Annotated in this window: 13 protein-coding genes and 1 pseudogene; 6 read left to right on the top strand and 8 right to left on the bottom strand. The window is 46.7% G+C overall.

Features of this window, described 5'->3' with window-relative positions:
• Window positions 1-22: 22 nt before the first annotated feature.
• Together QMZ64_RS08885 and QMZ64_RS08880 are read right to left on the bottom strand one after the other, a co-directional pair.
• Entirely contained in the window at window positions 23-1741 is a 1719-nt protein-coding gene (locus tag QMZ64_RS08885) for a methyl-accepting chemotaxis protein (protein ID WP_265624845.1), read from the bottom strand.
• A gap of 135 nt (window positions 1742-1876) precedes the next feature.
• Window positions 1877-3238, bottom strand: coding sequence for an aspartate kinase (locus QMZ64_RS08880; protein WP_265624844.1), 1362 nt, complete (start codon window positions 3236-3238; stop codon window positions 1877-1879).
• A 277-nt stretch (window positions 3239-3515) separates the two neighbouring features.
• Between QMZ64_RS08880 and QMZ64_RS08875 the strand changes: the two genes are divergently transcribed.
• From QMZ64_RS08875 to QMZ64_RS08860, 4 genes are read left to right on the top strand one after another with little or no spacing between them, the layout of a single operon-like run.
• Window positions 3516-4469: an ABC transporter permease gene (locus QMZ64_RS08875; protein WP_265624843.1), complete on the top strand. Its 954-nt coding sequence runs from the start codon at window positions 3516-3518 to the stop codon at window positions 4467-4469.
• On the top strand, window positions 4459-5403 hold the full coding sequence (locus QMZ64_RS08870; RefSeq protein ID WP_265624842.1) for an iron chelate uptake ABC transporter family permease subunit: 945 nt from the start codon (window positions 4459-4461) through the stop codon (window positions 5401-5403). Before QMZ64_RS08875 ends, QMZ64_RS08870 begins: the two co-directional genes overlap by 11 nt.
• Window positions 5403-6161: an iron ABC transporter ATP-binding protein gene (locus QMZ64_RS08865; RefSeq protein WP_243943503.1), complete on the top strand. Its 759-nt coding sequence runs from the start codon at window positions 5403-5405 to the stop codon at window positions 6159-6161. The genes QMZ64_RS08870 and QMZ64_RS08865 overlap by 1 nt, the downstream gene beginning before the upstream one ends.
• Before the next feature lie 14 nt (window positions 6162-6175).
• A complete protein-coding gene (locus QMZ64_RS08860; protein ID WP_265624841.1) occupies window positions 6176-7123 on the top strand; it encodes a siderophore ABC transporter substrate-binding protein in 948 nt (315 codons plus the stop codon).
• A gap of 170 nt (window positions 7124-7293) precedes the next feature.
• Here QMZ64_RS08860 and QMZ64_RS08855 read toward each other — a convergent pair whose 3' ends face one another.
• The 5 genes and pseudogenes from QMZ64_RS08855 to QMZ64_RS08825 form a co-directional block, all read right to left on the bottom strand.
• On the bottom strand, window positions 7294-8715 hold the full coding sequence (locus tag QMZ64_RS08855) for an MDR family MFS transporter (RefSeq protein ID WP_265624840.1): 1422 nt from the start codon (window positions 8713-8715) through the stop codon (window positions 7294-7296).
• A gap of 11 nt (window positions 8716-8726) precedes the next feature.
• The gene (locus QMZ64_RS08850; protein ID WP_301441256.1) at window positions 8727-9614 is read right to left on the bottom strand and encodes a TetR/AcrR family transcriptional regulator; all 888 of its coding nucleotides are present in this window, start codon (window positions 9612-9614) and stop codon (window positions 8727-8729) included.
• A 94-nt stretch (window positions 9615-9708) separates the two neighbouring features.
• Window positions 9709-10533: pseudogene (locus QMZ64_RS23175) on the bottom strand (isocitrate lyase/PEP mutase family protein).
• 109 nt (window positions 10534-10642) lie between these two features.
• Complete coding sequence (nfsA, locus tag QMZ64_RS08830) at window positions 10643-11380, bottom strand: oxygen-insensitive NADPH nitroreductase (RefSeq protein ID WP_301441254.1); 738 nt, start codon at window positions 11378-11380, stop codon at window positions 10643-10645.
• An 18-nt stretch (window positions 11381-11398) separates the two neighbouring features.
• Window positions 11399-11686: a putative quinol monooxygenase gene (locus tag QMZ64_RS08825; protein WP_243943494.1), complete on the bottom strand. Its 288-nt coding sequence runs from the start codon at window positions 11684-11686 to the stop codon at window positions 11399-11401.
• Between the two features lie 177 nt (window positions 11687-11863).
• Here QMZ64_RS08825 and QMZ64_RS08820 point away from each other — a divergent pair, with 177 nt between their 5' ends.
• Window positions 11864-12160, top strand: coding sequence for an ArsR/SmtB family transcription factor (locus QMZ64_RS08820; RefSeq protein ID WP_243943492.1), 297 nt, complete (start codon window positions 11864-11866; stop codon window positions 12158-12160).
• Between the two features lie 64 nt (window positions 12161-12224).
• On the opposite strand, the gene gabR is transcribed toward QMZ64_RS08820, so the two are convergent.
• Entirely contained in the window at window positions 12225-13655 is a 1431-nt protein-coding gene (gene gabR, locus QMZ64_RS08815; protein WP_301441253.1) for a MocR-like transcriptional regulator GabR, read from the bottom strand.
• A 102-nt stretch (window positions 13656-13757) separates the two neighbouring features.
• Here gabR and gabT point away from each other — a divergent pair, with 102 nt between their 5' ends.
• Window positions 13758-15071 (top strand): 4-aminobutyrate--2-oxoglutarate transaminase, encoded by a 1314-nt coding sequence (gene gabT / locus QMZ64_RS08810; protein WP_301441252.1) that lies wholly within the window; start codon window positions 13758-13760, stop codon window positions 15069-15071.
• Window positions 15072-15075: the final 4 nt, after the last annotated feature.

Genomic DNA, 15075 nt, shown 5'->3' with positions numbered 1-15075 from the left:
GACGCTGTCTGGCGGGTTCTTGTTAATCTTTAATTTTGAATTTCTGGATCAGGTGCTGCAGCTCTTCGGCGTTTTGCGCGAGGATCTGTGATGCGGCGGCGATTTCTTCCATTGAAGCAAGCTGTTCCTGGGTTGCCGCACTAACTGTTTGCGTGCTTCCCGCTGCTGTTTCGGCAACTTCTTTGACGCCGGAAATGGCGGTTTCGATTTCGCTTGCGCCGGCTGTCAGGTTTTTCACCAAGTTTGTCACGTCATTGATCTGTGTGACGACCTCCGTAATCGAGTTTTCGATTTTTTGGAAAGCCCCTCCTGCTTCATGAACGACGACAAGTCCTTCTTTGACTTCGCCGGTTGCCGAAATGACCGAGTTCATCGTCTGCTTCGTATCGTTTTGAATGATTGTAATCAATCTTGTAATCTGTTCTGCTGAGCGGGCCGATTGCTCGGCTAATTTCCTGACTTCATCCGCAACGACGGCAAAGCCTTTTCCTTGTTCTCCCGCCCGGGCCGCTTCAATGGCCGCGTTTAAAGCAAGCAGGTTCGTTTGTTCAGCGATGCTCGTAATCACTTCGGTAATATTTCCGATCTCATTGGAACGCTCTGTTAAATGTTTAAATGCTTCTGAGAGAGAGACGACCGTTTCATTAATAGACTTCATTTGAGTGCTCACTTTATTAATGGCTTTCGTGCCTTCAAGCGACATCATCGCCGTCTGGTCAGCGGTGGCGGCCGCTTTTTCGGCATTTGAAGAAATTCTTCCGGCAAACTCGGTCATTCCCGTAATAACGGTTCTGCTGTTTTCGACGCTTTCCACCTGCTGATCGGTGCCTACTGCAAGCTCCTGGATCGTCGATGAGATGTACTCGCTCGCCTTTGTGCTTTCATCCGCGCTGGCGCTCAGCTCTTGTGATGAAGAAGCAACTTGGTGCGACGTTTCGCCGACCGTTTCAATGATCGAACGGACGCCTGCTACCATTTTGTTAAATGATGATGTCAGCAATCCCAATTCATCTTTCGATTGATATGTTCCTTTGACAGTGAAATCGCCTTGCTCGGTTTCTGCGAACAGCGCCTGAATGTCTTTGATCGGCTTTGTGATCAGCCTTGTCATTAAGAGTCCGATCGAGATGGATAAAACAAGCGCTGCAGCAATGACAATGATGAGAAGCGTGATGATTGAACCGGCTTCTTTAGAATCCCGCTGATAGATCGTTTTGGCGTTATCAGCATTTAAGGTTTGAATTTCTTCAATGAGCTGGTTGACCGTTTCTCTTTGAGGCTCCATCTCTTTTAGATAGACATCATATGCTTTATCATTTTCGTTCTTCACCGCCAAGCTGAGCATCTCGCTGCTGATATCTTGCAATTTCTTGTATTGGGTTTTGAAATTCTCATATTTTTTAGAGACGTTTTCCATTAATTTCAGCTGATCGATTTTTTCCATTAAGGTGCTGTTTTCTTCGTTTTTTTCCTTAATGTGTTTTTGCAATGTTTCATTTCGTTCGTTGTCTTTCGTTACCATCAGCTCGAATTTGTACGTATCAATATCAAGGTTGTTCGCTTTTAATTTTGCAAACAACTGGTTGGGAACCAATTGATCTTGATAGATGACCTCTGAACCTTTGGAAAGCTTGCTCAGCCCGTCTATCCCCTGGATGCCGACAATCGACAAAGCCAGCGCTGAAATGATAATGATGACAAATAGTTTGCTTCTGATTTTTATATTTCTCAACAGATTCATATGGTGTTCTCCCATCAACTTATTTACTTTACATATCGGCTTTCAAAACGGTTTTGTGAATGAATGTAAGGCAGGCAATTTTAGGGAAGGGGATATTTTCTGACAACAAAAAAACCCCATAAAAAAAGGGGTTTTTTAAACGAGAACTTTTGCGAAAAATTCCTGGTATAACGCGCGGACCGCTTGTTTTTCCTGAGCTTCTTTAACGCCGAACATCATGCTGACTTCCGAGGAGCCCTGGTTGATCATTTCGATATTAACGCGGGCATCAGACAATGCTTTTGACGCTCTTGCCGTCGTTCCGACGTTATGGCGCATGGCTTCGCCGACGACCATAATCAGGGCGATATTGTGTTCAATCGTCACTTCATCGGCATCGAGTTCTTCCTTGATCCGTTTGATCATCCGCTTTTCCGCTGCTTGATCCATTTGATCCTGCCTTAAAATGATCGTAATATCATCAATGCCGGACGGAATGTGTTCATACGTCAGCCCGTCATCTTCAAGGATTTGCAGAACGCGGCGTCCGAAGCCGATTTCGCGGTTCATTAAATATTTGCTGATGTAAATGCTGCAAAATCCGCTGTCGCTGGCGATCCCGACGACAGGTCCGTTCGTGTTGTCGCGTGTGGCGACAACTCTTGTCCCCTCGGCGTCCGGATTGTTTGTATTTTTGATCTGAACCGGTATGCGCGCCCGGAAAGCAGGGATCAAAGCTTCATCATGAAAGACGGAAAAGCCGGCATACGACAGCTCCCTCATTTCCCGGTATGTCAGCTCGCGGATTTCTTTCGGGTTGGATACGATCGCCGGGTTGACAGAATAAACGGCGTCAACGTCAGTGAAGTTTTCATACAACTCGGCTTTCAATCCATTTGCTAAAATGGAACCCGTAATGTCAGAGCCGCTTCGCGAAAACGTCATGACTTCGCCTTCCCGGCTGAATCCGAAGAAGCCGGGAAAGATGATGATGCCCTTTTGCTGTCTCAGTTGAAACAGATTGTCATACGATTCGGGCAGGACTTGTGCGTTGCCCGGTTCGTTCGTCACAAACAGCCCGGCGTCTTTTGGGCTGACATAATGCGCTTCAACTCCCCGGTGCCTGAAGTAAGCCGCTACCAATTTGGCATTGTTATCTTCGCCGCTTGCTTTGACCGCATCGATAAACCGTTCCGGATTTGTTTTATCACCTTCGAGCAGCTGAAGCAGGTCGGCCCGGATCCGGTCGATCACGCCATCGTCAAGTCCGAGCTCTAGCGCGATATCGGCATACCGTCCGACAATCGCCTCAACCAGGCCGGGCGCTTTTTTTAATAATAAGTACTGTTCGGCGCATTCAATTAACAGGTCCGTTACTTTCGTATCCTCGGGGTGCCGTTTTCCGGGTGCTGATACAACGACGGCCTTCCTTTCCGGATCAGAAGTGACAATTTGAAATACTTTCTCTAGCTGAGCCCCTGACGCGAGCGAGCTGCCCCCAAATTTAACGACTTTCATTTGTTACATCTCCTAAAGTTTAAATTTTCGAAATAAATTTAAATTTAATTATTGCGCTTTTTACAAGAAGAATCAAGGTTTTTCTTTCAGGTGTGAACAAATGTATTTTTGAGGAGGACTGAAAATGGGGAAATCGCATGGTTTTAACCTTTGTATCTATTCATCTTATTGACTATGTCAGAAAAAATGGTAAGATATATGAAGGCCCTTATTGATAATGATAATCATTAACGATGGCGGAGGGGTTTGCTTTGTTGTGCAAGGAGGCTACTGCAGCATGAAATTACGATACTTATTGCTAATGCTCATCATTCTTTCGTTCAGCTCGATATTCATCGGCGTTAAGGAGCTTTCGCCTCTTGACCTGTTCCGCTTGAACGAGGACGAAATCCAAACGCTTTACATAAGCAGAATCCCGCGCTTGATCAGCATCGTGCTTGCGGGAATGAGCTTGAGCATCTGCGGGCTGATCATGCAGCAGCTGACGCGCAATAAATTTGTTTCACCGACGACAGCTGGAACGATGGATTGGGCGAGGCTCGGCGTGATCATTGCGATCGTGCTTTTTTCGTCTGCAGGAATTGTGGTAAAAATACTGTTTGCCTTTGTTTTTGCACTGTTTGGCAGCTTTTTGTTCGTCAAAATTTTGGATAGAATCAAGTTCAAAGATGCGATCTTCATCCCTCTCGTTGGTATGATGCTCGGAAGTGTTGTCAGCGCCATCTCTACTTTCCTGGCTTATCAGTACAATATCATTCAAAACGTCAATGCATGGTTTGAAGGGAATTTTTCGCTTGTCATGAAGGGGAGGTATGAGCTCTTATTTCTGAGTATACCGCTCGTTATCATTGCCTATCTGTTCGCCAATAAATTTACGTTGGCCGGGATGGGGGAGTCTTTTTCTATCAATCTTGGATTGAATTATAAGCGGGTGGTCAATATCGGACTGATCATCGTATCTATTATTTCGTCCGTCGTCATCCTGACGGTCGGCACGCTTCCCTTTTTGGGATTGATCATCCCGAACATCGTGTCCATCTACAGGGGAGATCATTTGAAAAACAGCCTGCCTCACACGGCGGTTCTCGGAGCCGTTTTCGTCTTGTTTTGCGATATAGCGGGACGTCTCGTCATTTACCCGTACGAAATTTCAGTTGGTTTGATGGTCGGCATCATCGGGAGCGGCGTTTTTCTTTACTTGCTTTTAAGGAGAAAAGCCTATGCGTCATAAACAAAAAATGCTTATACTCATCGTGATAGCGGCAGCCTGCATCGGCTTGTTTCTGTTCTACGGTTTGCCGTCTGTATGGGAATATGCGCTTCCGCGGAGGTTTGCCAAAGTTTTTGCGATCATCGTTGTCGGGACAGCGATTGCGTATTCGTCGATGATTTTCCAAACGATCACAAACAACAGAATTTTGACGCCGAGCATCCTCGGACTCGATTCTCTCTATGTTCTGCTGCAAACCGGGATTATTTACTTTTTCGGTGCAGCCAAACTTGCCGATCTCGGTAAAAACGGCAATTTTTTATTGTCAACCGGTTTGATGGTCTGTTTTTCATTTGTGCTGTTTTTTCTGATGTTTCGCCGCGGGGGAAGGCACATCTTCTTGCTGCTGCTAGTTGGAATCGTATGCGGCACATTGTTCAGAAGCCTGTCATCCTTCATGCAGATGCTGATCGATCCGAACGAGTTCCAAGTTGTTCAAAACAAGATGTTTGCCAGCTTCAACAATTTGAACACGGATATTTTAATGATTGCTTCGCTCGTCATTCTGGCGATTCTCGTTTACGCTTGGCGGTATAATCCGTACTTTGATGTCATCTCGCTCGGCAGGGATCAAGCCGTCAACCTCGGAATCGATCACGACCGGACGGTGAAGAAAATGCTGATTGTCGTCGCCGTTCTCGTCTCCGTGTCTACTGCACTTGTGGGGCCGATCACATTTTTGGGGCTGCTCGTCGTCAATGTGGCGCGGGAGGTATTTAAAACGTATAAGCACAGCGTCCTGATTCCCGGAGCGGTTTTGTTCAGCATCATTGCGCTTGTCGGGGGCCAGTTCATCGTTGAAAAACTGTTTGGTTTAACGGTGACGCTTGTTGTGATCATTGATTTTATCGGCGGGATTTATTTTATTTACCTGTTGCTGAAGGAGCGTAAATGATGATAGAAGTACGAGATATCATGAAACAATTCGGAGAGCAGACCGTTGTTCATCCCACGACTTTAACGATACAAAAAGGAATGATCACGTCCTTCATCGGACCGAACGGAGCGGGGAAAAGCACGCTTTTGTCCATCATCAGCAGGCTGATCGGCATGGACGCCGGAAATGTACTGATTGACGGCAAGGAAATCAGCGCTTACAAAAGCAATGATTTAGCAAAAAAAATCAGCATTTTAAAGCAGTCCAACCAGATCAACATCAGGCTGACTGTCAGGGAGCTCGTCAGCTTCGGCAGGTTTCCTTATTCACAGGGAAGGCTCTCGAAAGAGGACTGGGCATATGTCGACGAAGCGATTGATTATATGAAGCTGAGAGAGATTGAGCATAAACACCTCGATCAGTTGAGCGGCGGCCAGTGCCAGCGCGCTTTTATCGCAATGGTTATCGCTCAGGATACCGACTATATATTGCTTGATGAACCATTGAATAATCTCGATATGAAACATTCAGTAGAGATTATGAAGCTCTTGAAAGACCTTGTCGAAAATCGCGGTAAAACGATCGTCATTGTCATTCATGACATTAATTTTGCCTCGGTTTATTCAGACAGAATCGCAGCCCTGAAAAACGGGCGCATTGTAAAAGAGGGGCCGGCCGAAGACATTATCCAAACGCCGGTGCTGAAAGACATCTATGAGATGGACATTCCGATCCAACAAATCGGAGACCAAAAAATCTGTGTATATTTTAAATGATGAGGTGACTTGAATTGAAAAAACTATCTTTATTGATTATGGCATTGATAACCGTTCTTGTCGTAGCCGCTTGCGGAAACAAAGCTACTGATACAGATGCAAAATCTTCCTCTAAAAAAGAAACCGTCACAATTAAACATAACAGCGATACAACAGATGTACCGAAAAATCCGAAAAAAGTCGTTGTCTTCAACTTCGGAATGCTTGACACGCTTGATAAGCTGGGTTTAAGCGACCGCGTTGTCGGCCTTCCGAAACAAACCCTTCCGTCTTATTTGAAAAAATATAAAGACAGTAAATATGAAAGCGTCGGCGGACTTAAAGAGCCTGATTTTGAAAAAATTGCAGAGCTTGATCCCGATTTGATCATCATCGAAGGCAGACAGTCTGAACAGTATGACGAGTTTAAAAAGATCGCACCGACGATCGACATCCAGCTTGACCAGAAGAACTACATGGAAAGCTTTAAAGAGAACACCGAAAAGATCGGGAAAATCTTTGATAAAGAAGATGCCGTCAAAGAAGCTCTTGCAAAAATCGATGATAAAGTAGAGAAAGCCAACAAGCTTGCGAAAGAAAAAGGCGGCAAAGGATTGGTCGTCCTAACGAGCGATAAACAAATCAGCGCATATGGAAGCGGCTCAAGATTCGGTTTGATCCACGATGTGCTCGGCGTTGAACCTGTCGACAAAAACATCGAGGCTTCCCTTCACGGTCAAAGCGTCTCTTCCGAATATATTTCTGAAAAGAACCCTGATTACCTGTTTGTCATCGACCGAAGCGCTGCCATCGGCGAAAAAGGAACAGCAAAAGAAGTTATTGAAAATGAAATTGTAAAATCAACAAAAGCTTATAAAAACAGCCATATCACATATCTTGATCCAGGCTACTGGTACCTGTCAGGCGGAGGCCTTGAGTCCGTATCTGAAATGGTGACAGAAGTCGAAAATGGATTAAAATAAAAGAGCGAGGCTGCCGATGTATATTCGGCAGCCTTTTTGTCTGTTCAAGGGGAAGAAGCCGATTGATATTCAAATCATATGAAAGGAGATGCAGCCGCAAGGGGCCAAAACTCAGTTAGATATCAAACCATCAAAAAACACGCCGGTTCGATTGAACTGGCGTGTCATGATCAGCGCGCCGGCTGGCCTTGTTTGTCGGCCTGCGGCTTCTTTTTCAATGTAAACGAAAGGATAAATCCGATCAGCGCCAAGACAGCGGCCACGATAAAGGCGGAATTCATGCCGTGAATGAGCGCATTTAACGGGTTAGATGCGGCAGCGTTTTTGGCTGAATTGCTCATGACGGAAATCAAAACGGCCGTGCCGATTGAACCGCCGATCTGGCGCATCGTATTGTTCATCGCTGTTCCGTGCGGGATGAGATGCGCCGGAAGTGCATTGATGCCAGCGGTTGTGAGAGGCATCATAATCATGGAAGTTCCCATCATCCGCAGCGTATAAATGACGATAATAAATGTCAGCGAAGTATCTATTTGCAAATCCGCAAACGGGATCGACGTCAGCAGCAAGACGGCAAACCCGATAATCGCAAGACCTTTTCCGCCGATCTTGTCAAAAATCCGGCCGATGATCGGCGACATGATCCCCATTGCTATCGCGCCCGGCAGAAGCATCAGCCCGGAATCGAAAGCTGTCACGTCTCTGACGTTTTGCGTATACAGCGGCAAAATGGTTTCAGTACCGATCATTAATGCAAAAACGATCATACCGAGGAGCGTTGTTATCGTAAAAGTCCACGATTGGAACACGCGAAACTCGAGTATCGGCCTTTTGATTGTTAATTGTCTAGAGATAAAGAAGAACAGAGCGACCGCACCGACTGCAAAGGAAATCAAAACGGTATTGCTTCCCCAGCCTTCTGATCCGGCGTTGCTGAAGCCGTACAATAAACCGCCGAAACCCAGGCTGGACAGGATAATAGATATGATGTCCACTGATGTTTCTCTCAATTTTGTGACGTTTTTCATCAGTAAGATGACAAGCACAAGATCGATCAGGGCAATTGGCAGAATAATATAAAATAAGTATCTCCATGTAAAGCTGTCGACGATCCAGCCTGACAATGTCGGTCCGATGGCCGGTGCAAATGCGATGACCAAACCGACCATACCCATTGCAGCCCCGCGTTTTTCAACCGGGAAAATCGTTAAAAAGATCGTCTGCATGAGCGGCATCATAATTCCTGCGCCCGCGGCCTGGATGATTCGCGCCGCCAGGAGAACCGGGAAGTTAGGCGCAACCGCGCCGACGACCGTTCCCGCCACAAAGATGCTCATCGCAGCGATGACGAGCGCGCGGCTCGAAAATTTTTCGATCAAAAAGGCGGTAATCGGAATGAGAATCCCGTTTGTCAGCATGAACGCCGTTGTCAGCCATTGAGCTTTTGTAGCGTCTATGTTCAAGTCTGCCATAATATGCGGCAGTGCCGTAACCAGGAGCGTTTGGTTCAAGATCGCGATAAACGCCCCTGCAATGAGCAAACCTACGATGATATTTCTGTTGTATGTCTGTTGTTCAGTTTCTGTATTCATATCAATCCCTCTTATTCTTTGATACTAATTGTTTGTATTTGTGAAACATCGCATTGGAGCGCCTCGATTTTTCCAAGGTAATCAAGGAGAGCCTTAATTAAATACGTGCGCGGCTCTTTGCCGAAAAGCTCCTCGCTCAGCAAATCTGCGGCAGACAGCAGTTCTGTCACGGAAAAGTCGTCTTGTGGCAGTGAGGAAATCTTGTTTTTCAGTTTTTGCAAAAGGTCTTCAAGCAATTCCTCTTTTTTGGGCGGTGCCCAGCATGATGAGACATTCGTATAGGAGGCAATAATGTCTTCATTTAATGAACTTTTCTGATCTTCGTTCAGCTTTTTCTCTATGAAGAGATCCAAAACCGACATAATGAATGGCGGAATCGTTGTAACGTCAGGCTGAGCTTTTCCAGTGCCGACTAAAAACAGGAATTCTCTCATCAAACCGTGGAAAATGATGACGATATCCCATATAAACGGCTCCACCTCTTCGCCGTACGCTTGAATGATAGAATCTTTATGCCAGCTGATGATCAGCGATTTTGTTTCTTTCAGATGCTTTTTAAATACCGCGGTATCCGGAGATGATCCCTCATTGGAGAGGAAATTGATAAATTGGCGGTTTTCCCTGAATTCCGTAATCTCCAAAGCGATTTTTTTAGCGAGTCTTTCTTTTGGCGTCAGCGAGGTTTCCGTATTGATGATGGCGCTTTTGTTCAGCATTTCATGCTTTCTGAATTTGATCAATGCCAGCAGAAGATCTTCTTTAGATTGAAACAGTTTATAAATAGATGCTTTTGACATTCTGCATTCTTCAGCGATCGCTTGCATTGCAACGTTATGATAGCCTTTTTGGGCAAACAGCTTTTTGGCGGCCCTTAAGACTGCTGCTCTTTTTTCGTTCATTCCGGCTCCTTCTTTCGCAATGATAAAACTCATGGGTTACGAAAAAACCCATGAGTTTTCATAAATGAAATATTAACAGACAGAACTGTTTCGGTCAACGATTTTGTTTTGGGTCACGATGAAGGCTGATCCAATCAGCAGCTTCGCCGTATGAAAGCACGCCGTCCGTCATATGACTGAAGGAGCCGCGGCCGATGATATCTTCACCGATCTTTTTCACCAGCGACAGTGCGGCTCTGAACGGGGCGGATCCGCAGCTGATTCTTTCGATCCCCAGTTCGGAAAGAGTCTGTAAAGAGGGGGTGTGTGATCAGGCCAGCACGACTGAGCGGCCCGGATATACCTTTTCTCAGCCCGGCAATGGTGCCTGTATCACCCGCTCCGGGGATAAAAATGCAGTCCGCGCCTGCTTGTCTGTACTGATTTGCCCGCCGGACGGCTGTTTGAAGCCGGGAGTGTCTGCATTGAGCCAGTACACATCCGTACGGGCATTGATCAAGTTCAGTTTTTTGACAGCCGCAATTTTTTCTTCCATTAATGTTGCATCACAAAGCGGCCGGCAGGGGTCTTTCGTTCCGTCTTCAATATTAATACCAACAACGCCGGCCGCTGCGGCCTTTTTCACGTTTTCAGCAACTGTTTCCGGTGATTGGCCGTAACCCGCTTCAAGATCTGCGCTGACGGGAATATCGACCGCACCCGTGATGGTTTTCAGTATGGAAAGCAATGTTTCAAAAGGGAGATGTTCGCCGTCGGGATAGCCGAGGGACATGGCAACTCCGGCGCTGGTTGTACCGACTGCTTTAATACCGCAGTTTTGAAACGCATTGGCGCAGGCCGCATCCCAGGCATTCGGCAGAACGAATGGGCCTGACTGATAATGGAGGTCCAGAAATTTATATTTTGCAAATGGTTTCATGTGTTCCACTCCTTTTTACATCGTGTAAAGGTAAAGACCTTCGATGTTCATCGAAATGTAGAATGGAACGCATGAAAAAAGGCTATCGATCGCCGATAGCCATAAGTATCTATTCGAGTTTAAATCCTTGTTTCTCAAGCATTTCACGGATGTGAGGATAATACACTTTACTGTAATAAGCAGATATGCCCTGAGACCAGTTTCTTGTTTCCTGTCCATTTGTCCGTTTTGTCATATATTCGGATATTTCTTCATCGTAAGCGTCGATCAGCGGTTTTAAGTCAGGTTGATAGGTTTCGCTGTGCCTTACCGCTTGTTCAGGGAGACGCGGCTTTTTCGCGGAGCGGTCCGCCGGATGGCCGACGACGAGTCCTGCGACAGGGAAGACGTATTCAGGAATATTGAGCAGTTCGATCAGCTCTTCTGCACGGCCGCGGACAGCGCCGATCGGCACAGTGCCAAGCCCCATCGATTCAGCGGCCGCTGTGGCCGTACCGAGGGCGATGCCTGCATCGACAGCTCCGACAAGCACAGATTCCATTCCGTCTGTGATCGCAAGCGTTTCGCCGTTTTTCTCAAGAGCGATTTTCGCACGGTTGAAGTCCGCGCAGAACAAAAGGAATACGGGGGCCTGCTCGATCCAGACCTGTCCGCCGGCCAATTCGGCGATTTCCTTTTTCCGTTCCTCATCCTGAACCGTAATCACGGTGACCTGCTGGCCGTTGATTGAAGTCGGAGCGGCTTGAACGGCTTGAATGATCTTGTCCAGCTGTTCAGGGTTCACGGGCTCATCTGTATAGCTGCGAATCGATCTATGGTCTGTCAATGTTTTCAATACTTCATTCATGTAAACATCATCCTTTCTTTAATCAAGTGTCTGCGTTTTAACCACATTTAGAGGTTCTGATAAAAGGTCGCCCGCGGCTTGAACAAAAGCTTGAAAATGCTCTGTCTGATTATGGGCGTCAATTGCGTTTTGATCTTTCCATTGCTCAAGCATGACAAATGTATTGGCATGTTCGGTATCTTCAAACAGCTGGTATTGGGCATTGCCGGCTTCAGCTCTTGAATGTTTAAGCAGCGGTTGTACGCTTTCGAGAAAGGCGTCGCGTTTTTCTGGTTTTACTTTCATATAGGCTTGCAATACGATCATCGGTTCAAACCTCCGTCATGTCATTTAGAATTCCTTTGCGTATTCGTTGTATACACAGTGAATTTATTGTTCGAAAATCATCGAACAATTGCATCGTAACATGTCTTTGCATTGCCGGCAACTCATTTGCCTCCTTGACGAATTGTCTTGAAGTTAGGATTATGATACATTTAACCCATGAAAACAAATGAAATGAAGTTAATATCCGTTCTCCAGGCCTTGAGTGATCCATACAGGCTTGAGATTGTCAAAGCGCTGGCTGACACAGCCGAGAAAACGTGCGGTACATGCACAAATCTCAATATCGCAAAGTCTACGCTGTCCCACCATTTCAAGGTGCTGAGAGAAGCGGGGCTGCTCAAAGTCCGCATCGAAGGGAAGCATCATTATTATTCCCTCTGCAAACGGGAATTGGAGGAGCAGTTTCCGGGACTGATCGAGGCGATTCTCCAGGTAGAAAAGGAACGGTGGTAAACGGGCAGACGTCGGCTTTCTAAAGCCAAGCAGATACCGGCAGGAGCGAACCTGCCGGTATTTTTTAAAGCTTCTCATCACCGCATACCGCTTCATAAAGCTTGGCAGTCCCTTTGTCGATCTGATCGGCAGCGATTTTGGCAAATCCAAGCACGAGCGATACCGTTCCTTCATGTTTTGTCTGCTCTTTCTTTAACGTAAACCGGTTCATGCCGTAAACCTCGACCCGTCTTTTTTTTGCTCTTGATAAAACCTCTTCTTCACTTCTATCTGTTTCAAAATCGGCTACAAAGTGAAGGCCTGCGCTTTCGCCTTTAATTTTGACCCGGCCGTTAAAGGTTTTGACAAGGCTTCCGATCAGCCTTGTCCGCTTTTCTTCGTAAATCTGGTTCATTTTCTTGATGTGCTTTTGGTATTCCCCCGATTCGATCAATTCCTGCAGGGCGAGCTGCGTTAAAACGCTGCTCGATTGAATCGAGAAATGGTGCCTTTTTCTGTATCGCTTCAGCAGATTTTGCGGCAGTACCATATAGCTGATTCTCAGGCCCGGAAGAAGCGATTTTGAAAACGTGCCGATATAGATGACTTTTTCAGAACGGTCAAGGCTTTGCAGGGCGGGGATTGTATCGCTCCCGTATTTAAATTCGCTGTCATAATCGTCTTCCACAATATAGCGGTTTTCCCCGTCGGAAACCCAGTTTAAAAGCTGAATCCTCCTCGATACCGGCATAATGATTCCTGTTGGAAACTGGTGTGAAGGCGTGACAAATAAAACGTCCGGATTCAGACGGTGAATCTCGCTGATCCGCATTCCTTTATGGTCGAGCTGAATCGTGGCCACTTCTTTCCCTTCATTTTTCAGCAGTCGATAAATGCGGCTGTATCCCGGCTCCTCCATCGCATAGACGGCTGAGGCGGGGAGAAGATCTTGAAGCGTGTTAATTAAGGACTGCGTGCCTGCGCTGATCACGATTTGTTCGGGGTGACACTTGACGCCTCTCGTTAAAGCGATAAAGCGTGCGATCGTTTGGCGCACTTCGTAGATACCTTGCGGATGCGTCATTTCTCCGAGTTCGTTTATATGAGAAGAAACCGCTTTCTGTTCACAGCGAAGCCATGTTTTAAACGGAAAATGCGTCGTATCGACGCTCATATGGGAAAACGATATCCAGCCGTCTTTGCATTCCGGCTTTTCAACCAGTTCTTTTTCCAATTGAAGGGGGCCGGGATGGCGGCTGGCGTGGAACGTTTCGATCTGCTCTACAAAAAAGCCTTTTCTTTCACGTGAATAAAGATAACCTTCTGCCAGAAGCTGCTGGTAGGCGGCGTTGACCGAATTGATGCTGACGTTCAATGCTTCGGCGAGCTCGCGCTTGGAAGGGAGTTTTTTTCCCGGTAAAAGATTGCGGCTGAAAATTTCTTCTTTAATTCGCTGATAGATTTGGTGATAAATATAATCCGCATCCTTGGAGCGGTCAATCGGTATCGTAATCATAGCGCCTCCCTCTGGTACCATCGAAAATTAATGATTGGTACTTTTCATCATACCAAAAAATATTCAGAATTATAAGAAATAAGAGTGGGGGAGAGATTTTTTATGAGTCTAAAAACAAAAGCATTCACAACGGAAGATTGGCAGGCCAAACGGGATCAATTCGTGGCAAGGGGTGTCTCCAACGGAAACCGTCATCTGGCCGCTAAAGGGGAAGGTGCCGTTTTATACGATATTGACGGGCGCCGTTTTATCGATTTTGCCGGGGCGATCGGTACATTAAATGTCGGGCATTCACATCCGAAAGTTGTAGAAGCTGTCAAGCAGCAGGCCGAACAGCTCATTCATCCGGGTTTTAACGTGATGATGTATCAGGCCTATATCGAATTGGCGGAAAAGCTATGCCGGCTTGCGCCGGGCGCCCATGAGAAAAAAGCGATTTTCCTGAACTCGGGGGCGGAAGCTGTCGAAAACGCCGTAAAAATATCCAGAAAATATACGAAGCGTCAAGCCGTCGTTTCTTTTACCCGCGGATTCCACGGGCGCACAAACATGACGATGAGCATGACGAGCAAGGTGAAACCATACAAATTCGGATTCGGTCCTTTTGCACCTGAAGTATATCAGGCGCCGTTTCCTTACTACTATAGAAAGCCTGAAGGGATGACTGATGAAAGCTACGATGACATGGTGATTCAGGCGTTTGACGATTTCTTCGTCTCGTCTGTTGCTCCGGAGACGGTTGCGTGCGTTGTCATGGAGCCTGTACAGGGAGAAGGAGGATTTATTATTCCTTCAAAACGGTTTGTGCAGCATGTCGCAGCCTTCTGTCAAAAACACGGTATCGTTTTTGTCGCCGATGAGATCCAAACAGGCTTTGCCAGAACGGGCAAATATTTTGCGATTGAGCATTTTGATGTCGTTCCTGATCTTGTGACGGTGTCAAAATCGCTGGCTGCCGGCGTTCCGCTCAGCGGTGTCATAGGCCGGGCGGAAATGCTTGATGCGGCGGACCCGGGGGAAATCGGGGGCACATATGCCGGAAGTCCGCTTGGATGCGCAGCCGCTTTGGCAGTGCTCGATATTATCGAATCGGAACAGCTCAACAAGCGCTCTGAAGAAATCGGTAAAGCCATCGAAGAGCGGGCGCTTGAATGGAAGATGAAATATCCGCAGATTGGGGAAGTCCGCAGACTTGGCGCGATGGCGGCGCTTGAAATTGTCCGGGACGAAAAGACGCGGGAGCCGGACAAAGCAGCTGCAGCCAAGATTGCTAAGTACGCCAATGAACACGGCCTGCTCTTGTTGACGGCAGGAATCAATGGCAACATTATCCGTTTTCTGTCTCCGCTCGTCATTACTGATCAATTGCTTGAGGAAGGACTCGGCATCATCGAAGAAGCGCTGGAACAGCTCTAGTTTG

It is taken from the genome of Bacillus sp. LB7 (assembly GCF_030449715.1).
In the GTDB taxonomy this organism is placed as follows: Bacteria; Bacillota; Bacilli; order Bacillales; family Bacillaceae; genus Bacillus; species Bacillus paralicheniformis.
This window is presented reverse-complemented; position numbering and strand designations above follow the sequence as displayed.